Below are 22,030 nucleotides of genomic sequence, written 5' to 3' on the forward strand. Positions count from 1 at the left end.
GGTCAGCGTTTTGCTTGCCCGGAAAACCGCAGCGACTCCATCGGCGCCGCCGCCATCCCCAGGCCCACGGTGAACAGGATCGCCAGCACCCACACCAGCGCCAGCGGCGCATCGACGCGGTTGCCGACGTAGCGCGCCAGCGTGTAGCCCAGTCCTTGCCACAGATAGAGCGAGTAGCCGTGCTCAACGAAAGGGCGGAACCAGGCCGCCGCGCGCAGCCGCTCCAGCATAGACTCAGGCGCCAAGCGCGCCGCCACCGACCAGACGCAGAACCAGGCCAGCCCGAACAGGAAAAAGGCCGGATTGGGCGGAAATTTATTGGCCTGCATATCCAGCGAGATCCAGCCGCGCGACCATGCTGCGGCAAGCATCGCGCAGCACAGCGCAAAGAGCTGCAGGCAGCGTGCGCGCGTGAGGCCCGCGCCACCGGCTCCGGCCGCATAGCCCAGCACGGACCAGACCGCGTAGGTGAGCACGTTCTTGCCCAGCTCCGTGTGCAGCGTGAGGTCCGCCGCCAGGATCAGCAGCGCGCCGGGCAGCATCAGCGCGGCCAGCGCGGGCGGCCTGCGCCCGACGGCGCGGGCCGCCGCCGGCATCAGCATGGCCACGCCCAGGTAGGGCGCGATAAACCAGAGGTGGGCGTTCAAAACAAAGAAGGTGTGGCCCTGCCCGAACTGCAGCGGATTCAGCCAGGCGGCAACGGCGGCCGCGCTGGCGCCGCCCTTCAGGAACAGCATACACAGGCACACCGCCGCGTACAGCCAGTACGGGGCGAGAATGCGCACTGCCCGGCCGGCAATGTATGCCAAGTAGTACTGCGCGCCCTCCGCCGCTCCGCCGGCGCGCAGCGACAGCGCGTACGCATAGCCAGAAACGAAGAACACGCAAGGCATCTCGAACAGCATCCAGGATCTGGCCTCGCCAGCGCCGGTGCCGACGCCGAGCCAGTAGGCGCCGTGGACCGCCACGATGATGTACAGCATCAGCAAACCGCGTGCAACGTCGAGTCGAAGGTTGCGCATCACGGACTCCCGGCGGGCGAATGGAAAGATTATTGTTTTTACCAGCTTGTCTTTACAATAACACAGCTGCCGCAAGATCAGGCGACCCCGGCAAGGAACCCCGATCGCGGAATTTGCGTAAAATGGGCCCATGAGCTACCGCCCCGATGTCATTTCTTCCCTCGCCGAGGCCGGCGAAGCCGCCTGGAGCGCGCTGCTGGCGGCGCAGGGCGAAACCAATCCCTTCCTGTCCTATGCTTTCCTGCATGCGCTGCACGAGTCGGGCAGCGCCAGCGCCGAGACCGGCTGGCAGCCGCAATACCTGGCGCTGTGGGACGGCGACGAGCTGGCCGCCGCCATGCCGCTCTATGTGAAGGCCCACTCTTACGGCGAATACGTGTTCGACTGGGCCTGGGCGGACGCCTACCACCGAAACGGCATCGAGTACTACCCGAAACTGCTGTCGGCCATCCCATTCACGCCGGTGACCGGCAGCCGCCTGCTGGCGCGCGACGGCCAGGCACGCGCGGCCCTGGTAGCGCTGCTCAAGGCGCAGCAGAAGTCGGCCGACATCTCGTCCACCCACATCCTGTATCCGCCGGAAGACCAGGCCATGCAGCTGCACGAGGCCGGCTTCATGCTGCGCAGCGGCGTGCAGTTCCACTGGCTGAACCAGGGCTACGCCGACTTCGAACAGTTCCTGGCCACGCTGGAGCACAAGAAGCGCAAGAACATCCGCGCCGAGCGCCGCAAGGTGCGCGAGGCCGGCGTCACCATGCGCCAGATACGCGGCCACGACGCCAGCGCCGAAGACTGGCGCTTCTTCCACCGCTGCTATTCGAATACCTACGCCGAGCACCGCTCCTCGCCGTATCTGAACCTGGACTTTTTCCAGCGCATCGGTGCCACCATGCCCGGCAACATCCTGCTGGTGGTGGCCGAACGCGCCGGCCGCGCCATCGCCTCCTCGCTGGTGATCCACACCGAAGACACGCTCTACGGCCGCTACTGGGGCGCCGACGAGCACGTGCCCTGCCTGCACTTCGAGACGGCCTATTACCAGCCGCTGGAATTTTGCATCGCCAACGGCATCGCCACCTTTGAAGGCGGCGCGCAGGGCGAGCACAAGATGGCGCGCGGCTTCCTGCCGCAGAAAACCTGCTCCGCCCACTGGCTGGCCCACCCCGCCTTCGCCGACGCCGTGGAACGCTTCCTGGAGCGCGAAAGCGGCGGCATCGACGACTATATCAGCGAGCTCAACGAGCGCAATCCCTTCCGTTAGCACGCCGGCAGCGTTAGCAAGCGCACCGTGGCGCGGCGCGAACTGCGCCATCATGGCGCATTGGCAATGCAAAGGAGCGCATCATGTCGGACGTACAAAAAATGCAGGAAGCGCAGGAACGCGCCGTGATCGTGCTGGATGAACCGCAGGAAGTGCGGTACTGGACCGATGAATTCGGCCTGCCAGAAGCGGAATTGCGCCAGCTGATCGCGCGCGTCGGCCCGTGCGCCAAGGATGTGCGGGCGGCGCTGGGGCGGCCCATCCACGAGGGTCACCAGGGCTGATCCGCCACCGCAGCCGCCGGGCCTTGCGCGCTAGAGCGCCGCGTCCACCAGCAATTCGGGCCGCAGGGCGCGCATGCGCAGCTCGGTGAAGTAGCCGCCCGCCTCGTTGTAGCGCAGGAAGTGGCGGCCGCAGGTCCGGCAGCGCAGCACCTGGCTCAGATTGGCGGGGAAATAGCGCGGCGCAATCGGCGCCTCCGCGCTCTCGTAGCGCGTGCCGTTGGGATGGTATTCCTTGAAAGTTGGCTCGTCGTACGGGTCTTCGACCAGCGTGCCGACCTCTTCCAGCTGCTCCAGCTCCAGCGAGGTCGGCAGGCTCTGCCACGCCAGCAGCGGCACGCTGCTGCAGCTGCACTTCACCGTCACGGCAGCCGAGGCCACGGCCAATTCCTTCAGTGCCGCAAAATCAATCAGCTGCATTGTTCTCTCCCAGTACCGCGTGATTGCGGGCATCGATTCTCGCCAGGGTGGACTCGGTCGCACCCGGCCCGGGCAGCATGCGCACGTCGCGGAAGCCCAGCACGCGGCCGTCGTCCGCGCGCGGCACCACCGGCGCCAGTGCTTTTCCGGACGCCAGATCCACATAGCGCACCGAGCCGCCATCCGGCCCGGGCGTCCATTTGTCGCCCCATTGCAGCAAGGCCACCAGCACCGGGAACAAGTCTTCGCCCTTGGGCGTGAGCCGGTAGCCCTGGCGGCGCTCCTGCCCCTCCAGCGCGGATTTTTCCAATATCCCCAGCTCGGTCAGCCGGTTCAGCCGGCTGGTAAGGATGTTGCGGGCAATGCCCAGCCGTTCCTGGAACTCGTCGAAGCGTGTGGTGCCCAGCGTGCATTCGCGAATGATCAGCAGGCTCCACCACTCGCCGACCTGGTCGAGTGCGCGGGCGATGGAGCAGTTCATGCCGTCGAAAGTTTTACGTTGCATGGGACGATTCTAAATCTATTAGTTGCGTCACGCAACTTTATCTGCTAAGTTTCATCATGAAACTAAAATTCCGCCCACCAGGGCACGCACAGTTACATAGTTAAAGGAGTAGCATCATGGATCGTCGTCTGATCGTGCTCGCAGCCGGCATGTTCGCCATCGGCACCGACAGCTTTGTCGTGGCCGGCATTCTTCCCCAGGTATCGCAGTCGCTTGGGGTGTCCATCGGCGTGGCCGGCCAGATGGTGACCTTGTACGCGCTGAGCTACGCGCTGCTATCGCCGGTGATCGCCGCCATGCTGGCGCACTGGCCGCGCAAGCGCCTGCTGCTGGCCGGGCTGGCGGTGTTCGTGGCCGGCAACCTGATCACGGCGCTGGCGCCCACCATCGAATGGGTGCTGGCCAGCCGCCTGCTTGCCGGCCTGGGCGCGGCCATGTTCAGCCCGACCGCCACGGCAGCCGGCGCCTCCCTGGTGCCGCCGGAGAAGCGCGCCCACGCGCTGGCCGTCGTGATTGCCGGCCTGACCAGCGCCACCGCCCTTGGTTCGCCCATCGGCACCTTCATCGGCGGCCTGGGCGACTGGCGCGGCACCATGTGGTTCGTCACCGCCGTGGGCGTGGCCGCCGGCGCGGCCGTGTACGCCCTGCTGCCCCACATCCCCGCCCTGCCCGCCGTCACCCTGCGCCAGCGCCTGGCGCCGCTGAAGGACAGCCGGGTGCTGCTGACTTTGCTGACCACACTGGCCGCCTATTCCGGCCTGTTCGCGGTGTACACCTACATCGGCGTGAGCTTCGACCGCGTCACCGGCGGCAAGCCGGACGTGCTGGCCGGCTTGCTGCTGCTGTGGGGCCTGGCCGCCACCGTCGGCAACCTGGGCGCCGGCAAGCTGACCGACCGCTACGGCAGCCGCGCCATCATCTACGGCGCGCTGGCCGCCGCCACCGTGAATTTCGCGCTGCTGCCCTGGGCCACTGCCCACCTCTGGAGCGCGGCCCTGTCCATCGTGGTCTGGGGCCTGTGCGGCTGGGGCTTGATCGTGCCGCAGCAGCACCGCCTGATCAGCCTCGCTCCCGCATCCGCACCGCTGCTGCTGGGGCTGAACTCGGCGGCGCTTTATGTTGGCGTGTCGGCCGCCGGTGTCATCGGCGCAGCCAGCATCGGCCTGCTCGACCGGCACCACATCGGCCTGGTGGGCGCGGCCCTGCTGGCCACCGGCCTGGTGATGGCATGGCTGGCGGACAGGCTGATCAGCAAGGAACAGGCCCACGTCCGTGCGCCGGCAGTGGGCGCCACCGCCGGTTAGGAGGACTAGCGCGGACCGGCGATCTTTTCGAGGTAGGCGTTGAGCGAGGCCTGCGACAGTTCGCCGATGTGCAGGCTGGCCAGCTTGCCGTCCGCGCCGTAGAACAGCGTGGTAGGGAAGGCGGAGGCGCCCACCGCGTGCGCGATCCCGGCATCCGCATCGTGCACCGTGTTGACGACCGTGAATCCGTGCTCGGTTAGGAAGCGTTGCCCCGCCGCCGCCTCGGCGTCCTCGTTGATGAACACGAAGGCCACGTCGCTGCGCTGCTGCTGCGTTTTGGCGAGCACCGGCATCTCGCGCCGGCACGGCGGGCACCAGCTGGCCCAGAAGTTCACCACCATGGGTTTGCCGGCGGCGTAGTGCCGGATGGCGGCCGGCGCGGCAGCGCCCTGCGGGCTGCGCAGCGCGATGGCCGAACCGGACATGTCCCACGCGAACACCGCCGCAACCAGGCCGGCGCCCAGCGGCGCCTGCAGCTGCGGCTTGCCCCAGCAGCGCCAGACGGCTACCGCAAGCGCGCCAATGATGGCGGCAGGCCAGTTGCCGCCGCCGTCGCGGAAGTCGAACACCGCCCACCAGGACGCGCTGCGGAAGTCATCGAAGCGCAGCACGACGAAGGCGATGCGCCCCGCCACCAGCGCGGCCAGTGCCATGTCCAGCAATATGCCGGTGACGTTCACCTTGTTCTTGCGGCCCACCAGGTAGCCTACGCCTGCGGCGATGCCGAAGGCCAGCGCCAGCAGCAGATGGCTGGCTTGCAGGACCAGCGGCCCCAAATTTACTGAAAACACCCGCGCTCCCCGTTTCGTCCACCGGCATCAACCGGCATCAACCGGCATCAATCCGCCCAGCCGCACGATAGCACGGGGACCGGAAAGCCGCCGCGCCGCCGGCCGGCGCGCGCGAGGATGGCAGGCGGGGCGCGGCTACACGCGCTCGATCACGATGGCGATGCCCTGCCCCACGCCGATGCACATGGTGCACAGCGCGTAGCGGCCGCCGGTGCGCTGCAGCTGGTACACGGCGGTGGTCACCAGGCGCGCGCCGCTCATGCCGAGCGGATGGCCCAGCGCGATGGCGCCGCCCAGCGGATTGACACGCGGATCGTCGTCGCGCAGGCCCAGTTCGCGCAGCACGGCCAGGCCCTGCGAAGCGAAGGCTTCATTGAGTTCGATGATGTCCATCTGCGCCAGCGTCAGCCCCACCTGCCGCAGCACCTTTTGCGTGGCCGGCGCGGGGCCGATGCCCATCACGCGCGGCGCCACGCCCGCCGTGGCCATGCCGAGGACGCGGGCGCGCGGCGTGAGGCCGTACTGCTTCACCGCGTCGGCATTGGCCAGCAGCAGCGCGCAGGCGCCATCGTTCACGCCTGAGGCGTTACCGGCGGTGACGCTGCCGTCCGCCCGCACCACGCCTTTGAGCCTGGCCAGCGCCTCGATGGTGGTCTCGCGCGGATGCTCGTCCTGCTCGAAGCGCAGCGGATCGCCCTTCTTCTGCGGAATCAGCACCGGCACGATTTCGTCCGCGAACAGGCCGTCGCGCTGGGCGCGGGCTGTTTTCTCCTGACTGGCCAGCGCGAAGCGGTCCTGGTCGGCGCGGCTGATCCCGTAATCGTCTGCCACGTTCTCCGCCGTCTCCGGCATGGCGTCCGTGCCGTACAGCTCCTTCATCACGCGGTTCGGGAAGCGCCAGCCTATGGTCGTGTCGAAGATGGCGGCGCTGCGCGAAAAGGCCGCATCGGCCTTGCCCATTACGAAGGGCGCGCGCGTCATCGACTCGACGCCGCCGGCGATCATCAGGCCGGCGCCGCCGGACTGGATGGCGCGGGCAGCCGTGCCCACCGCATCCATGCCGGAACCGCACAGGCGGTTGACGGTGGAGCCAGGCACTTCCAGCGGCAGCCCCGCCAGCAGCGAGGACATGCGCGCCACGTTGCGGTTGTCCTCGCCGGCCTGGTTGGCGCAGCCGTAGATCACGTCGTCCACCGCGCGCCAGTCGACGGAAGGGTTGCGGCGCATCAGTTCGCGCAGCGGCATGGCGCCCAGGTCGTCGGCGCGCACGTCTTTCAGGGCGCCGCCGTAGCGGCCGATCGGGGTGCGGATGGCGTCGCAGATGTATGCGTCTTGCATGGTCGATTCCTCTATTGGGGGCGCAACAGCGGCGCGGCGGTGGCGGCCTGCAGTTCGTCAAAGCTCAGGCCTTCGGCCATTTCAAGCACCACCAGCCCGGCCGGGGTCACGTCCAGCACGGCCAGATCGGTGTAGATGCGGTTGACGCAAGCGACGCCGGTGAGCGGGTAGCTGCATTGCGGGACGATCTTGCTCTCGCCGCTCTTGGTCTGGTGGTCCATCATCACGAACACCTGCTTGGCGCCGATCGCCAGGTCCATGGCGCCGCCAACCGCGGGAATGGCGTCGGGCGCGCCGGTGTGCCAGTTGGCCAGGTCGCCACCGGCCGACACCTGGAAGGCGCCCAGCACGCACACGTCCAGGTGGCCGCCGCGCATCATGGCGAAGGAATCGCCGTGGTGGAAATAGGCGCCGCCGGTGAGCAGCGTCACCGGCTGCTTGCCGGCGTTGATCAGGTCTTCGTCTTCTTCGCCTTCGGCGGGTGCAGGACCCATGCCGAGCAGCCCGTTTTCACTATGCAGGAACACTTCGCGCTCGGCCGGCAGGTAGTTGGCCACCTTGGTCGGCAGGCCGATTCCAAGGTTGACGTAGGCGCCTTCGGGTATATCCTGCGCCACGCGGGCAGCAATCTGGTCTCGGGTATAGCGCTGCATTATGCATTCTCCTTGACCACGCGCTGCACGAAGATGCCGGGCGTGACGATGACTTCGGGGTCCAGTTCGCCCAGTGCCACCACCTCCTGCACCTGGGCGATAGTTGTCTTGGCGGCCATGGCCATGATGGGGCCGAAATTGCGCGCCGTCTTGCGGTACACGAGGTTGCCCCAGCGGTCACCGCGCAACGCCTTGATCAGGGCGAAGTCCGCGTGGATGGGTGCTTCGAGCACGTAATGGCGGCCATTGATCAGGCGCGTCTCCTTGCCCTCGGCCAGCAGCGTGCCGTAGCCGGTGGGCGTGAAGAAGCCGCCGATGCCGGCGCCCGCCGCGCGGATGCGTTCGGCCAGGTTGCCCTGCGGGGTCAGTTCGAGTTCGATCTTGCCGGCGCGGTACAGCGCGTCGAAATGCTGCGAGTCGGCCTGGCGCGGGAAGGAGCAGATGATCTTGCGCACCCGGCCCGCCTTGAGCAGCGCGGCCAGGCCGGTTTCGCCGTTGCCTGCATTGTTGTTGACGATGGTGAGCTCGCGCGCTCCCTGCTCTATGAGCGCGTCGATCAGCGCCGACGGCATGCCCGCGTTGCCGAAACCGCCGATCATGACAGTGGCGCCGTCATGCACGTCGGCCACGGCGCGCTGCAGGGATTCGTATGTCTTGTCTATCATGCTGACTCCTAGTTTGTTCGACTATCGAACAAATGATTGATTACCGCACACCAATAATATCGGCGTTTTGCGGCCGAGGTCAAGCGAAAAACGCTTGCCGGGCGCACGCGGCTGCGCCAACGCCCCCGTCCTGCTTGACAGGGGCTGGCTGCGATACGGGAAACGCCCCCTTCCTCGCGGAATCGTGTGCATGCTGCCGGAGGCTCCCCGCTACACTGTTCCGCTCTGAACCGATCTGCGAGGAGAACACCATGAACCAGCAGAGCTATCAAACTTGCATCGACGCGTGCAACGCTTGCGCCACCGCCTGCGACAACTGCGCCGCCTCCTGCCTTGCCGAGCAGGACGTCAAGGCCATGGCAAAGTGCATTGCATTGGACATGGACTGTGCCCAGGCGTGCCGGCTGGCGGCCGCCCTGATGAGCAGGGGCAGCCGCTTCGCGCCTGCGATGTGCAAGCTGTGCGGGGAAATATGCGCAGCCTGCGGCGAGGAATGCGGCACCCATGAGATGGACCATTGCCAGGCCTGCGCCGACGCATGCCGGCGCTGCGCCCAAGCCTGCCAGGCCATGGCCGCCTGATCTGCCGCCTGATCGGCCGCCGGTGTGCGTGCTAAAATGCGGCTGACCATCCAGCCCATCCATGCCGCAAGCTTCATGCCGCACACCTCATGCCGCAAACCTATACTGCCCAAGCCGAATCGCTGATACGCGACACCGGGGCGCGCCTGACCCAGCCGCGCACCCGGGTGCTTGCCTTCCTGCTCAAGCAGAAAGAGGCGATGACGCACCATGAAATCCACGACCACCTGCCCGGCGAGCCGCTGGATGCGGTAACGCTGTATCGGGTGCTGGAATGGCTGACCGAAAACAGCCTGGCACACCGCATCGCCGGCGCCGACCAGGTGTGGCGCTTTTCCGCCGGTGCCGGCCAGCAGAACCACGAGCACGCGCATTTCCAGTGCAACAGCTGCGACGCCGTCACCTGCTTCAACGACGTGCCGCTGCCGCGCCGCGTGAAAATGCCGGAAGGTTTCGTCAGCGAGGAAGTCGACTTCCTCATCAAAGGCATCTGCCCACGCTGCAGCAAGAAGTAAGCGCATTTTTTTGCACTTAAATGCAATTGAGTTGCGTTTACTGCCCAGCCAATCTATTATTGCAACTCTCTTGCATTAATGGATCCCCTCTCATGCCCGCCAACGACACCCGCTTGCCCGTCACCGTCCTGTCCGGATTTCTCGGTGCCGGCAAGACCACCCTGCTGAACCACATACTCGCCAACCGTGAAGGCCTGCGGGTGGCCGTCATCGTCAACGACATGAGCGAAGTCAATATCGACGCCGCGCTCATCGCCTCCGGCACCGCCAGCGCGGGCGCCTCATTGTCGCGCACTGACGAGCGCATGGTCGAAATGAGCAACGGCTGCATCTGCTGCACGCTGCGCGAAGACCTGCTGCTGGAGGTGCGCAAGCTGGCCGCCGAAGGCCGTTTCGACTACCTCCTGATCGAGTCCACCGGCATTGGCGAGCCGATGCCGGTGGCCGCCACGTTCGACTTCCGCACCGAAGAGGGCGAATCGCTGAACGACATCGCCTGCATCGACACCATGGTGACGGTGGTGGACGCGCGCAGCTTCCTGCCGGATTACCGCAGCACCGATTTCCTGTCCAGCCGAGGCGAAACCGCCGGCGAAGGCGACGAACGCACCCTGCCCTCGCTGCTGGCGGAACAGGTGGAGTTCGCCGACGTCATCGTCATCAACAAGACCGACCTGGTGACGCAGGCGGAGCTGGCCGAGGTGCAGGCGGCGCTGATCGCCCTGAACCCGGCCGCCGAACTGGCCTTTGCCGAGCGCGGACGCCTGCCGCTCAGGCGCATTCTCGGCACCGGCAAGTTCAACCTGGAACGCGCCAGCGGCATGGCCGGCTGGGCGCGCGCGCTGGCGGGTGAACACATGCCGGAGACCGAGGAATTCGGCATCTCCAGCTTTGTGCTGCGCGCGCGCCGCCCGCTGCATCCCGAGCGCTTCGACGCCTACCTGGGCCGCGATTTCCCCGGCCTGCTGCGCGCCAAGGGATACGTCTGGTTCGCCACCCGGCCCGACTGGGCGGTGGCCTATTCGCTGGCGGGCCGCATCGCGAGCGTGGAGCCGGTCGGCCAGTGGTGGGCCGCAGGCGACAGGGAGCGCTGGCCGCCGAAGGGCGATCCGCAGCGCGCCGAGATCGAAGCTGCCTGGCAGGAGCCGTTCGGCGACCGCGTCAACGAAGTGGTGTTCATCGGCCAGGCGCTCGACCGCGCCGCCATCGAGCGCGCCTTCGAAACGTCGCTGCTGACGGATGCCGAACTGGCGGCCGGCATGGCGGGCTGGCGCGGCCTGGAAGACCCGTTCCCGGAATGGGAGCGCGAGGAAGCATGAAGCACATGAAGCAGACAGCGATTGCCGCCGCGCTGGCGGCCAGCATGGCGCCGGGCGCCGTGCTCGCAGACGGCGCGGACGCGGCTGAAACCGCAGACATCGGCGCAGCTGCGGCCCCTGCAGCCGGCAGCGTCGTCATCAGTGCCCAGCGCCAGAACTACCGCAGCCTGAGCGTAGCCGGCGCCACCAAGACCGACGCGCTGCTGCAGGATCTGCCGCAGAGCGTGCGCGTGCTCACTGCCGACCTGCTGCGCGACGCGGGCGCCACCTCGCTCTCGTCGGCGCTGGAACTGGCCAGCGGCATTGCGCAGCAGAGCAACCTGGGTGGCCTGTGGGACAGCTACGCCATGCGCGGCTTCACCGGCGACCCGAACTTCGGTTCCGACTACATGGTGAACGGCTTCAGTTCCAGCCGCGGCTACAACGGCATGCGCGATATCGCGGGCACGCAGTCGGTGGAAATCCTGAAGGGGCCGTCGTCCGCCCTGTACGGGCGCGGCGATCCGGGCGGCACTGTCAACATCCTCACGCGCAAGCCACGCTTCACGCCCCAGTACAGCGTGGAGACGTCAGCCGGCAGCCACCGCACCTGGCGCACCGCCGCCGACCTGGCCGGCCCGCTGGGCGAGACCGTGGCCTACCGCCTGAACGCGGCCCACCAGCAAGGCGACAGCTTCCGCGATACCCTGCACAGCGAGCGCAGCTTCCTGTCGCCATCGCTGCTGTGGCTGATCGGCCCGGCCACCACGCTGTCCTACGAAGTGGAAGCGGCGCGCCAGGCCACACCGTTCGACCGTGGCGTGCTGGCCGTGAACGGCAAGCTGGGAGCGGTGCCGGTGTCGCGCTTCCTCGGCGAGCCGCGCGACGGTGCCATGGCGGTGAAGTCGCTGGGGCAGCAGCTGTTCGTGCAGCACGAACTGTCGCCGGCGTGGTCGCTGCAAAGCGGCCTGTCCTACCGCGACAGTTCGCTGTCCGGCTATTCCAGCGAGGCGAACAACCTGCTGGCCGACGGCCGCACCCTGCGCCGCCAGCGCCGCTACCGCGACTTCTCCGCCACCGACCGCTCGGCGCGCGTTGAACTGCTGGGCCGCGCCGCCACCGGCGCCGTGGTCCACAACCTGCTGTTCGGCGTGGACGGCTACCGCTTCGACGACGAGCGCCTGCAGCTGCGGCGCAATCCGGGCGCCGCGAATCCCTACGCGATCGACATTTTCGTGCCGGTGTACGGCACCACTGCCGACCCGCTGGCGCTGTCCATCAATACCGTGGAGCACCAGCGCGCGCACGCGGTCTACCTGCAGGACCAGCTTGTGCTGGGTGCGCAGTGGCAGGCGCTGCTGGGCGTGCGTCGCGACAGTTACCGCCAGCATGTGATCAACCGCCGCACGGTGGCCAGCAACGAGCAGGCGCTGAGCGCCACCAGCCCGCGCGTGGGCCTCGTATACCAGCCGCTGGCGGCCGTGTCGCTGTACGCCAGCGCAGCCAAGGGCTTCCGGCCCAACAGCGGCATCAGCCTGGAGAACCAGGCCTTCCCGGCAGAGTCCAGCCGCGCCTACGAGATCGGCGCCAAGGCCGACACGCTGGACGGCCGCCTGAACGCCACTGTGGCGCTGTACCGCATCGCCAAGAAGAACGTGCTGACCACCAATCCGCTCAACACGGACTTCGCCATCCCGGCCGGCGAAGTGGCCAGCAAGGGCGTGGAGCTGGACGTGTCCGGCGAGCTGGCGGCGGGCCTGCGGCTGTCCGGCGCCTACGCCTACACCGACGCCAGCGTGACCAAGGGCGACAACACCATCCGCACCGGCAGCAGCCTGCCCAACGTGCCGCGCCACAGCGCCAGCGTGCTGCTGGCGCAGACCTTGCGGCTTGGCGGCGGCAACGGTGGCAGCGGTGGTGGTGGCGGTGGTGGCGGCGACCTGACCCTGGGCGCTGGCATGAACTACGCCGGCGAGCGGCTGGGCGACGTGGCCGCATCGACCGGCTTCCGGCTGCCGGCCTACACCACGGCGCGCTTGCTGGCGGCGTACTCGCCCACGTCCCGGCTGCGCGTCTCGCTCAACGTGGACAACCTGTTCAACCGCGTCTGGTATGCCAGCGCCTACAGCCAGCTATGGGTGGCGCCGGGCGCGGAACGCACCGTGACCGCCACACTGTCCTACCGCTTCTGAATCCGAACATGAACCAATCCCTGACCGGCGGCCGCGTGGCCGCGATTGACATCCTGCGCGGCATGATCATGCTGCTGATGACGGTGGACCACGTCCGCGAAACCTTTTATCTGCAGCACCAAGTCGGCGATCCGATGGACGCCGCCGGCACGCCGCCCGCGCTGTTCTTCACCCGCCTGGCGGCGCATTTCTGCGCGCCGCTGTTCGTGTTCCTGACCGGCCTGGCGGCCTGGCTGTATGCGCATCCGCCCGGCGGCCAGCGCAGCGCCACCGGCTTCCTGCTCAAGCGCGGCGCCCTGCTGCTGTTGCTGGAACTGCTGGTGATCAATTTCGCCTGGTTTGGCAAGTGGCCCGGGCCGGTGCTGTACCTGCAGGTGATCTGGGCCATTGGCCTGTCCATGATCGCGCTGGCCTCGCTGCACCGGCTGCCGCTGCGCTGGCTGGCTGCCGTAGGCGCGCTGATCGTGGCCGGCCACAATGCCCTGCCCACCACCGCCCAACTGGCGGCGGCTTTCGGCGGCAGCTTCGAGCCGGGCGGCGCCGGCGCCATGCTGTGGACGGTGCTGGAGCAGCGCGGTTACCTGGTGAACGACGGTCCGGTCCGGGTGCGCGTCAGCTACCCGGTGCTGGCCTGGATAGGCGTGATCCTGCTCGGTTACGCAGCCGGGCCGCTGTACGCCCGCGCGATGGCGCCGCAGCACCGTGCGCGCCTGCTGCTGGGCGCCGGCTGCGCCGCGCTGGCCGCACTGCTGGTGCTGCGCGGCTTCAATCTCTACGGGGAAGCGCAGCCCTGGGCCCAGGGGGCGGACGCGCTGCACAGCGTTATGTCCTTCCTGAACTTCACCAAGTACCCGCCCTCGCTGGACTTCCTGCTGCTCACGCTGGGCACGGGCCTGCTGGTCCTGGCGCTGCTGGAACTGCCGGCGGGACAGGCAGCCCGGGCCTGGACCCAGGTGTGCGCCGTGTTCGGCGGCGCGCCGCTGTTCTATTACCTGTTGCACCTGTATGCGCTGCTGGCCCTGCAGCGCGCGGCGGCGGCGCTGCACCAGCAAGGCCGCCATGAATTCAACGCCGTGTGGCAGATCTGGCTGGCCAGCGCGCTGCTGGCCGTCCTGCTCTACCTGCCCACGCGCTGGTTCGGCCGCGTCAAGCGCAGCAGCGGCATCGCCTGGCTCAAGTATTTCTAACCGGCGAAAAATCCTGTCACGCGAAAAAAAAGCACCCGGCCTCGCGGCACGGGTGCTTCCTTGACATATCTTGGCAGCAGGGAATGCCGAAGGCGCTTAGCCTTCCGGATTTTCCTTGTTGTAGTTGGCCACGCCGTTCAGGATCTCCTGCTTGGCTTCTTCCGGGCCGTACCAGCCTTGCACTTTCACCCACTTGCCTGGCTCCAGGTCTTTGTAGTGCTCGAAGAAGTGCTGGATCTGCTGCAGGCGCAGGTCTTGCAGGTCTTCCGGCTTCTGCCAGTGCTTGTAGATCGGCAGTACCTTGTCCACCGGCACGGCCAGCACCTTGGCGTCTTCACCGGCTTCGTCGGACATTTTCAGCACGCCGATGGCGCGGCAGCGCACCACCACGCCAGGGATCAGCGGGAACGGGGTGATGACCAGCACGTCGCATGGGTCGCCGTCGTCGGACAGGGTATTCGGCACGTAGCCGTAGTTGCACGGGTAGTGCATCGCGGTGCCCATGAAGCGGTCGACGAAAATCGCGCCCGACTCCTTGTCCACTTCGTACTTGATTGGATCGGCATTCATCGGGATTTCGATAATCACGTTGAAGTCGTTCGGCACGTCGCGGCCGGATGGTACTTTATTCAGGCTCATATTTTCCTCGGTTTGCTATGCTGGTCAATTGCTTAAGAAAAGTCTAACCGCGTAATTATAGCGAAGTGGACAGCACTTGTGCGCCGCAGCAGGAAGCCGGGCGGAAAAAAGCCCGTCGCGGGAGACGGGCCTGGGCGATTACAGAATGGTGGCCAGTGCGCACTGGCGGTAGTGGCTGGCGGCCTCCTCCGGCTGCTGCAGCGCTTCGTGCAGCTGCGCCAGCTTGAGGTGCGATTCGCGCACCATGCGCGAGTCTTCCGCGTCCGACAGGGCCTGCTCCAGGTAGCGCTGGGCCTTGCCCCACAGCTTCTGCTTCAGGCACAGCGAACCGAGGGTCAGCGCCAGTTCGGCGTCGGTCGGGCGCTGCTGCATCCAGCGCTCGCAGTGCTCGATCTGCGCCAGCAGCGCCGGGGTGCCGGCCGGCGCGGCCGCGTCGCGGTAGGCGCGCACCACGCGGTCGTCCCAGTTGGCGGCCAGCGCTTCCTCGGCCACCACGCGCGCCGCGTCGTGCAGGCCGCGCGCGTTCATGGCGGCGGCGGCGCGGCAAGCCACATACGGCTTGAGGCGGTCGGCGGTAGGCACGGTGGACCAGACGCGCTGCACCGATTCGGCGTCGTGCGCCTTGTCCGACAGCAGGTCGTCATAGGCCAGTTCGCGCAGGCGCGCCGACAGCGCCGGGTGCAGCGCCTTGTGCTTGTCCAGCGAACGCACCAGGCGCAGCACTTCCGGCCAGTTCTTGGCCTGCTGCTGGGCTTTCAGCGACCATTGCAGCGCGTGGATGTGGCGCGTGCCGCTGGCGTTCAGTTCGCGCACCGCTTCCAGCGCCGCTTCCGGCTGGTGGTCGTCCACCAGCAGCTCGGTCATGGTCATCAGGCGCGCGGTCTTGAGCGCGCTGTCGCCGGCGGTCTGGGCCAGCCAGTTGTCGCGGCGGTGGTTCTGGCGCATGCGATGCGCGGCGCGCGCGCCGATCAGCGCGGCCACGCCGGCGTTTTCCGGCAGCTCGGAGGCGCGCAGCGCGGCCTTCTCGGCGTGGCCGAAGCGGCCTTCGAACAGGGCCTTGAGCGCGTCGCGCAGGCCCTTGTTGCCGTCGCGCTCACGCTTGCGCTGGCGGTAGGCCGCCACGCGGCCCGGCATCTGCATGGTGCTGCGCAGCGCGCCGATCACCAGGTACAGCAGCGCGAACAGCGCCAGCATCATCACCACGAACAGGTTCAGGGACAGGTCGATGCGGTGCGGCGGATAGAACAGCACCACATTGCCCGGGTTGAAGCGCGCCGTCACGGCAACGCCGATGGCCAGCGCCATCAGTGCGAGTAACCAGAGGAAGAAACGCATGGCTTAAGGCTTCGCTTTGTAGTTGCGCACGGCGTTCAGGCTGTCGGCCAGCGTCGGCATTTCGATGGCCAGGTTGCTGCCCTGCACCTGGCGCAGCAGCGCCTGCACGGTCTGCGTGGTCTTGGCGCGGGTATCGAAGTATTTGTTGAGCGCTTCCTGGGCGGCGATCAGGTCGCTGCGGAAGGCGGTCTCGTTGCGCGACAACAGGGCCATGCGCGCGTTCAGCAGGCGCAGCTTGAGGTTCTCGCGCAGGAAGTAAGCCTGGCTGGGCGAGAGCATCAGCGCATCCGGCGTGTCCACGGTGCGCACGCGGATCAGCTGGCGCACGTCGGTCCACATTTCGCTGCTCCAGCTGTTCCACACGTCCTGGGCCTGGTGCAGCCATGGGCTGCCCTCCTCGGCTGGCACGCTGGCGTCCCTGGCGGCCTTGCCGCCCTTGGCGGCAACGGCCGGCTTGGCGGCGGGGGCGCGCACTTTCCTTTCCGGCGCGGCCGGCAGGGTCGGCTTTTCGTCTGCCAGCATCGGCAGCGTGTCCACTTGCGCCATCACGTTGTCCAGGCGCAGCGCCAGGCCGACCGAATCCACGCTCGGCAGCGCCTTGAGCTTCTCGGTGTCCTTGGCGATGGCGCGGCGGATGGTGATGAATTGCGGCTTGTCCGAACGCGACAGGCTGCGGTCGGCGTTTTGCAGCGCGATCAGCGCGCCCGGCACGTTGCCGGCCAGCTGCAGCTGCTGGCTGGCGGTCGACAGCACTTGCTCGATCTCGGCCAGCGCCCATTCGTCGCGGTTCTTCGACAGGTCCTGGTACAGCTGCTCCAGGGCCAGTTGCTGGCTCTGGGCTTCGGTCTGGCGGCTTTCCAGCAGGCCGACCTTGATTTGCAGTTCCTTGGCCGTTTCCTGCACCGAGCGCGCCAGCGCGCCCGTTTCCGTGTTCACCGTGTCGCCCTTTTGCAGGCGGCGCGCCATTTCCTCGCGCAGGTTGCGCATCTGGTTGTGCGAGGACCAGGTCTGCGCGGCCAGCAGGATGCCGAGCACGATGACGGCGATGGTCAGCGGGCGTTGCAGGGGGGTGCCGGCGCCGGCGGCAGCGCTGAAGGCGGGACCGGCGGCGGAACCGGCGGCCGGGCTGGCCGTCAGCAAGGCCGGCTTGTCCGCACCGTCGGGCTGCGCTGCGGGATCGGCGGGGTCGGGTTTCGTAGGCAAATCGTTCATGGACGTGATTGTAACGCGGCCAGCAGGCGTTCGTCGCCTGATCCTGTCTGCGTGATGCTATGGAAGCCCAGCCCGTTTGCCGTTTGGGCAATACGGGCGTGGGGGACAATTAAATGCTGTTGTTGCAACTTTACAACGGCGTCAGGGCCGCCGGGCAACTGCCCGGCCAGCTGCAGCAGGCCGCGCAGCGCCTCGGAACTGGTGATGACCCAATCGGCCGGGCGCGCCAGCAGGCGCTCCAGCGTGGCGCTCAGCGCCGGCGTGAGCACCGGCGTGCTGCGGCGGTAAGCCGCCACCACGGTGACGTCGGCGCCGGCGGCGCGGAAGGCGTCGCCCATCAGTTCGCGCCCGCTCTCGCCGCGCACGATCAGCACCCGCGCGCCGCGCAGCGCGTGCAGGTCCAGCGCCTGCAGCAGGTGTTCGGTGTCCGCGTGCGCCGGGTTGGCCGGGCTGGCGATGTGCGCGTTGGCGTCCGTGACGCCGTGCGCGGCCAGCGCCGCGCGGCTGCCCTCGCCCACCACGGCCGCCGTCACGCCCGCCGGCCAGGCCGCGATATGGGCAAAGGCGGCGTCGATGGCGTTGGGCGACACGAACGCCACCAGCGCGTAGCTGGACAGCTGCGCCAGGGTGGCCTTGAGCAGGCTGTCGTCGGCCAGCGGCGCAATTTCCAGCAGGGGCAGCACTTCAACCGGACGGCCGAGCGCAGCCACGCGCGCAGCCAGCGGCTGCGCCTGCGCGTAGGGACGGGTGATGATGACGGTGGCGGGCATCCGGTGCTGGCGGGGCCGCGCGTCAGACGCCGGACCGGCCGCCGGTCGGCTCGCCGGGCTGCGTGTACGCGATATCCTCCGGGCTGCCGGGCTGCGGCGCGGCCTGCGGATTGGCAGCGGCGGCATCGGCGGCGGCGGCATCGGCCAGGCAGGAAGCCAGGATGGCGACGGCGTCCTGCCCGCGCAGCAGCTCGGCCACGTCCTGCCCCAGCTGCTCGGCGCTGGCGGCCACGCCGCGCACTTCGGCGCTGGCCATGCGCGCGCCGTCCGGGGTGGCAACCATGGCGCGCAGATGCATCTGGCCGCCCTCCACGGTGGCGTAGGCGGCCAGCGGCACCTGGCAGCTGCCGCCGAACACCTTGGACACCTTGCGTTCGGCCGTGACGGCCTGCGCGGTGGCCAGGTGGTTCAGCGGCGCCAGCAGGCGCATCAGGTCCAGGCCGTCGCTGCGCTCGGCGATCTCGATCGCCATGGCGCCCTGCCCGGCCGCCGGCAGGCTGGTTTCCGGCTCCAGCAGCGCGCGGATGCGCTGCGGCAGGCCCAGGCGCTTGAGCCCGGCGGCGGCCAGGATGATGGCCGCGTAGTCGCCCCGGTCCAGCTTGCCCAGCCGGGTGTCGAGGTTGCCGCGCAGCGGCTTGATCACCAGCTGCGGATAGCGCGCCGCGATCAGCGACTGGCGGCGCAGGCTGCTGGTGCCCACCACGGCGCCGGCCGGCAATTCGTCCAGCGAGGCGTAGTCGTTGGAGACGAACGCGTCGCGCGGGTCTTCGCGTTCCAGCACGGCGGCCAGCGCGAAGCCTTGCGGCAGCTCCATCGGCACGTCCTTCAGCGAGTGCACCGCCAGGTCGGCGCGGCCCTCGGCCATCGCCACTTCCAGCTCCTTCACGAACAGTCCCTTGCCGCCGACCTTGGACAGCGTGCGGTCCAGGATCTGGTCGCCCCGCGTGGTCATGCCCAGAATTTCTACGCTACACTGCGGATATAAAGCCGACAGCCGCGCGCGCACGTGCTCCGCCTGCCACATGGCAAGGCGGCTCTCGCGCGAAGCGATCACCAGTCGGGTTGGAAGCTCTTGAGCCAATTCGGAAGTATTCAAAGCCTGTTCTTTCGCTAGCGTGCATGTGACAAATTGTTCGACCCCAAATTTTATCATGCGCGCCCCATTCGAGAATCATGCATAGGGCATATACCATGGTTGAAAGCAATACAGCAGCACCAGCGGCAGAAGCAACCGCCAGCGCCGACAAGGATGCGCCCCTGAAGGAAGACATCCGCCTGCTCGGCCGCCTGCTGGGCGACGTGCTGCGCGCCCAGGAGGGCGAGGACGTGTACGCGGTGGTGGAAACCATCCGCCAGACCGCCGTGCGCTTCCGCCGCGAAGCCGACGCGGGCGCCGCCAAAGAGCTGGACGGCATGCTGAAAATCCTCACCCGCGAACAGACCATCACCGTGGTGCGGGCCTTCTCCTACTTCTCCCACCTGGCCAATATCGCCGAGGACCAGCACCACATCCGCCGCCGCCGCGCCCATCTGCTGGCCGGCTCCAGGCCGCAGCAGGGCAGCGTGAGCTACGCGCTGTGCAAGCTGGCCGGCGCCGGCGTGGACCAGGCCACCGTGGCCGGTTTCTTCGAGGACGCGCTGATTTCGCCGGTGCTCACCGCCCACCCCACCGAGGTGCAGCGCAAGTCCATCCTGGACGCCGAGCACGACATCGCGCGCCTGCTGGCCGAGCGCGACCTGCCGCTCACGCCCAAGGAACAGGCCGCCAACCTGCACCTGCTGCGCGCCCGCGTGGCCACGCTGTGGCAGACCCGCATGCTGCGCTACACCAAGCTGACCGTGGCCGACGAGATCGAGAACGCGCTGTCCTATTACCGCATCACCTTCCTGCGCGAGCTGCCCGGCCTGTACGACGACATCGAAGCCGACATCGCCGCGCAATACGCTGCGCAAAACGCCGCGCAGGCGCCCGGCTCAGAGCCGGCGCCGCCGGCCGCGCCCGCCATCGCCGCGTGCTACGTGCAGATGGGCAGCTGGATCGGCGGCGACCGCGACGGCAACCCCAATGTCAACGCCGCCACCGCGCGCCACGCGCTGGCGCGCCATGCCACCACCATCCTCGACTTCTACCTGGACGAGACGCACACGCTGGGCGCGGAGCTGTCGGTGTCGACACTGATGGTGGGCTGCACGCCCGCGCTGCAACTGCTGGCCGACAACTCCACCGACACCTCCGACCACCGCAGCGACGAGCCATACCGGCGCGCCCTGATCGGCATCTACGCGCGCCTGGCCGCCACCGCGCGTGCGCTGGGCGCGGCCAATATCCTGCGCAAGGAAGTGGGCCACGCCGAGCCCTACGACAACGCGGGCGGCTTCGCGGCCGACCTGCAGGTCCTGATCGATTCGCTCAACGCCCATCACGGGGCGGTGCTGGTGCACCCGCGCCTGTCCACGCTGCGGCGCGCGGCCGACATCTTCGGCTTCCACCTGGCCTCGCTGGACATGCGCCAGAGCTCGGACGTGCACGAGCGCGTGCTGGCCGAGCTGTTCGCCAAGGCCGGCGCGGCGCCCGACTACGCGGGCATGGACGAGGAAGCCAAGGTGGAACTGCTGCTGGCCGAGCTGGCCCAGCCCCGCCTGCTGTACTCGCCCTATATCACGTATTCGGAGGAAACCGGCTCCGAGCTGGCCGTGCTGGGCGCGGCGCGCGAAATCCGCCAGCGCTACGGCGCGCGCGCCATCCGCAACTACATCATCTCGCACACGGAAACCGTGTCCGACCTGCTGGAGGTGCTGGTGCTGCAGCAGGAAACCGGGCTGCTGCATGCCGATGGCGAGCGCAGCACCGCCGACCTGATGGTGATCCCGCTGTTCGAAACCATCCCCGACCTGCAGCGGGCGGCCGGCATCATGGAGCGCCTGATGGCGCTGCCGCTGGTGCGCCGGGTGATCGACGCCCAGGGCGGCCTGCAGGAAGTCATGCTGGGCTACTCGGACTCCAACAAGGACGGCGGCTTCCTCACCTCGAACTGGGAGCTGTACAAAGCCGAGCTGGGACTGGTGGACGTATTCGCCCGGGCCGGCGTGAAGCTGCGCCTGTTCCACGGCCGGGGCGGCACCGTGGGCCGGGGCGGCGGCCCCAGCTACGAAGCCATCCTGGCCCAGCCCAAGGGCACCGTCAACGGGCAGATCCGCCTGACCGAACAGGGCGAAATCATCGCCTCCAAGTTCTCCAACGCGGAAATCGGCCGGCGCAACCTGGAACTGCTGGTGGCCGCCACGCTGGAGGCCAGCCTGATGCCGCCGGCGGCGGACGACGCCCAGCGCGCGCAGCTGGCCGGCTTCGAGGTGGTGATGGCGGAGATTTCCGACCTGGCCTACCACGCCTACCGCAACCTGGTCTACGAAACGCCCGGCTTCACCGACTACTTCTTCTCTGCCACGCCGATCGCCGAAATCGCCGAACTCAACCTGGGCTCGCGCCCGGCCTCGCGCAAGTCCACCCGCCGCATCGAAGACTTGCGGGCGATTCCGTGGGGATTCTCCTGGGGCCAGTGCCGCCTGCTGCTGCCGGGCTGGTACGGCTTCGGCAGCGCCATCGGCGCCTGGATCGCCGCCGGCGACGAGAACGCCCGCGTGGAGCAGCTGCGCGCCATGTACCGGCAGTGGCCCTTCTTCGCCACCCTGCTGTCGAACATGGACATGGTGCTGGCCAAGACCGACCTGGCCATCGCCTCGCGCTATTCGCTGCTGGTGCAGGACGCCGAACTGCGCGAGCGCATCTTCAAGCGCATCACCGCAGAACACGCGGCCACGCTGGCCTGCCTGGAGCGCATCACCGGCGCCAGCGAGCGCCTGGCCGGCAACCCGCTGCTGGCGCGCTCGATCCAGAACCGCTTCGCCTACCTGGACCCGCTGAACCACTTGCAGGTGGAGCTGATCAAGCGCCACCGCTCGGTGGCGCACGAGCCGGGCAAGGTGGACGAGCGCGTACACCGCGGCATCCATTTGTCCATCAACGGCGTGGCGGCCGGCTTGCGCAACACCGGCTGACACCG

21 protein-coding genes are annotated in these 22,030 nt (G+C 68.0%); 9 read left to right on the top strand and 12 right to left on the bottom strand.

The window, feature by feature from the left end:
- Positions 1-2: 2 nt before the first annotated feature.
- Entirely contained in the window at positions 3-1,022 is a 1,020-nt protein-coding gene (locus tag ASC94_RS29980; RefSeq protein ID WP_162251463.1) for an acyltransferase, read from the bottom strand.
- A gap of 130 nt (positions 1,023-1,152) precedes the next feature.
- Between ASC94_RS29980 and ASC94_RS29985 the strand changes: the two genes are divergently transcribed.
- Together ASC94_RS29985 and ASC94_RS29990 are read left to right on the top strand one after the other, a co-directional pair.
- Complete coding sequence (locus tag ASC94_RS29985) at positions 1,153-2,283, top strand: GNAT family N-acetyltransferase (protein WP_056404919.1); 1,131 nt, start codon at positions 1,153-1,155, stop codon at positions 2,281-2,283.
- A gap of 83 nt (positions 2,284-2,366) precedes the next feature.
- Positions 2,367-2,567 carry a DUF3606 domain-containing protein gene (locus tag ASC94_RS29990; RefSeq protein WP_056404921.1) on the top strand — a complete coding sequence of 67 codons (201 nt, stop codon included), beginning with the start codon at positions 2,367-2,369 and terminating at the stop codon, positions 2,565-2,567.
- Between the two features lie 30 nt (positions 2,568-2,597).
- On the opposite strand, the gene ASC94_RS29995 is transcribed toward ASC94_RS29990, so the two are convergent.
- Together ASC94_RS29995 and ASC94_RS30000 are read right to left on the bottom strand one after the other, a co-directional pair.
- Positions 2,598-2,984 carry a hypothetical protein gene (locus ASC94_RS29995; protein ID WP_056404922.1) on the bottom strand — a complete coding sequence of 129 codons (387 nt, stop codon included), beginning with the start codon at positions 2,982-2,984 and terminating at the stop codon, positions 2,598-2,600.
- A complete protein-coding gene (locus tag ASC94_RS30000; protein WP_056404924.1) occupies positions 2,971-3,489 on the bottom strand; it encodes a helix-turn-helix domain-containing protein in 519 nt (172 codons plus the stop codon). The genes ASC94_RS29995 and ASC94_RS30000 overlap by 14 nt, the downstream gene beginning before the upstream one ends.
- A 116-nt stretch (positions 3,490-3,605) precedes the next feature.
- Here ASC94_RS30000 and ASC94_RS30005 point away from each other — a divergent pair, with 116 nt between their 5' ends.
- The gene (locus tag ASC94_RS30005; protein ID WP_056404926.1) at positions 3,606-4,793 is read left to right on the top strand and encodes an MFS transporter; all 1,188 of its coding nucleotides are present in this window, start codon (positions 3,606-3,608) and stop codon (positions 4,791-4,793) included.
- A 5-nt stretch (positions 4,794-4,798) separates the two neighbouring features.
- Here the strand turns inward: ASC94_RS30005 and ASC94_RS30010 are convergent, their stop codons facing one another.
- From ASC94_RS30010 to ASC94_RS30025, 4 genes are all read right to left on the bottom strand, one after another.
- Entirely contained in the window at positions 4,799-5,584 is a 786-nt protein-coding gene (locus ASC94_RS30010; RefSeq protein WP_157201648.1) for a TlpA disulfide reductase family protein, read from the bottom strand.
- Between the two features lie 135 nt (positions 5,585-5,719).
- A complete protein-coding gene (gene pcaF, locus ASC94_RS30015) occupies positions 5,720-6,922 on the bottom strand; it encodes a 3-oxoadipyl-CoA thiolase (protein ID WP_056404930.1) in 1,203 nt (400 codons plus the stop codon).
- A gap of 11 nt (positions 6,923-6,933) precedes the next feature.
- A complete protein-coding gene (locus ASC94_RS30020; RefSeq protein WP_056404933.1) occupies positions 6,934-7,575 on the bottom strand; it encodes a CoA transferase subunit B in 642 nt (213 codons plus the stop codon).
- Positions 7,575-8,240 carry a 3-oxoacid CoA-transferase subunit A gene (locus tag ASC94_RS30025; protein WP_056404935.1) on the bottom strand — a complete coding sequence of 222 codons (666 nt, stop codon included), beginning with the start codon at positions 8,238-8,240 and terminating at the stop codon, positions 7,575-7,577. The genes ASC94_RS30020 and ASC94_RS30025 overlap by 1 nt, the downstream gene beginning before the upstream one ends.
- A gap of 509 nt (positions 8,241-8,749) precedes the next feature.
- Here ASC94_RS30025 and ASC94_RS34210 point away from each other — a divergent pair.
- The 5 genes from ASC94_RS34210 (at position 8,750) to ASC94_RS30050 (ending at position 14,013) form a co-directional block, all read left to right on the top strand.
- On the top strand, positions 8,750-8,821 hold the full coding sequence (locus tag ASC94_RS34210) for a four-helix bundle copper-binding protein (protein WP_307718858.1): 72 nt from the start codon (positions 8,750-8,752) through the stop codon (positions 8,819-8,821).
- 89 nt (positions 8,822-8,910) lie between these two features.
- Entirely contained in the window at positions 8,911-9,336 is a 426-nt protein-coding gene (locus tag ASC94_RS30035; protein ID WP_056404938.1) for a Fur family transcriptional regulator, read from the top strand.
- A 92-nt stretch (positions 9,337-9,428) separates the two neighbouring features.
- Complete coding sequence (locus ASC94_RS30040; RefSeq protein WP_056404941.1) at positions 9,429-10,655, top strand: GTP-binding protein; 1,227 nt, start codon at positions 9,429-9,431, stop codon at positions 10,653-10,655.
- Positions 10,652-12,826: a TonB-dependent siderophore receptor gene (locus ASC94_RS30045; protein ID WP_056404943.1), complete on the top strand. Its 2,175-nt coding sequence runs from the start codon at positions 10,652-10,654 to the stop codon at positions 12,824-12,826. The genes ASC94_RS30040 and ASC94_RS30045 overlap by 4 nt, the downstream gene beginning before the upstream one ends.
- 8 nt (positions 12,827-12,834) lie before the next feature.
- Positions 12,835-14,013 carry a DUF1624 domain-containing protein gene (locus ASC94_RS30050; protein WP_200955855.1) on the top strand — a complete coding sequence of 393 codons (1,179 nt, stop codon included), beginning with the start codon at positions 12,835-12,837 and terminating at the stop codon, positions 14,011-14,013.
- A 96-nt stretch (positions 14,014-14,109) separates the two neighbouring features.
- Here the strand turns inward: ASC94_RS30050 and ppa are convergent, their stop codons facing one another.
- The 5 genes from ppa to hemC form a co-directional block, all read right to left on the bottom strand.
- On the bottom strand, positions 14,110-14,652 hold the full coding sequence (gene ppa / locus ASC94_RS30055) for an inorganic diphosphatase (protein ID WP_056404946.1): 543 nt from the start codon (positions 14,650-14,652) through the stop codon (positions 14,110-14,112).
- A gap of 138 nt (positions 14,653-14,790) precedes the next feature.
- Positions 14,791-15,987 (bottom strand): heme biosynthesis protein HemY, encoded by a 1,197-nt coding sequence (locus ASC94_RS30060; protein ID WP_056404949.1) that lies wholly within the window; start codon positions 15,985-15,987, stop codon positions 14,791-14,793.
- A 3-nt stretch (positions 15,988-15,990) separates the two neighbouring features.
- Positions 15,991-17,199 (bottom strand): uroporphyrinogen-III C-methyltransferase, encoded by a 1,209-nt coding sequence (locus tag ASC94_RS30065; protein ID WP_056404951.1) that lies wholly within the window; start codon positions 17,197-17,199, stop codon positions 15,991-15,993.
- A complete protein-coding gene (locus tag ASC94_RS30070; RefSeq protein WP_056404952.1) occupies positions 17,196-17,969 on the bottom strand; it encodes a uroporphyrinogen-III synthase in 774 nt (257 codons plus the stop codon). The genes ASC94_RS30065 and ASC94_RS30070 overlap by 4 nt, the downstream gene beginning before the upstream one ends.
- A 22-nt stretch (positions 17,970-17,991) precedes the next feature.
- Complete coding sequence (hemC, locus tag ASC94_RS30075) at positions 17,992-19,065, bottom strand: hydroxymethylbilane synthase (RefSeq protein WP_373888143.1); 1,074 nt, start codon at positions 19,063-19,065, stop codon at positions 17,992-17,994.
- Positions 19,066-19,160: 95 nt separating this feature from the next.
- Here hemC and ppc point away from each other — a divergent pair, with 95 nt between their 5' ends.
- A complete protein-coding gene (ppc, locus tag ASC94_RS30080) occupies positions 19,161-22,025 on the top strand; it encodes a phosphoenolpyruvate carboxylase (protein WP_082616938.1) in 2,865 nt (954 codons plus the stop codon).
- The last annotated feature ends 5 nt before the right edge of the window (positions 22,026-22,030 follow it).

Source organism: Massilia sp. Root418 (assembly GCF_001425265.1).
Lineage (GTDB): Bacteria > Pseudomonadota > Gammaproteobacteria > Burkholderiales > Burkholderiaceae_D > Rugamonas.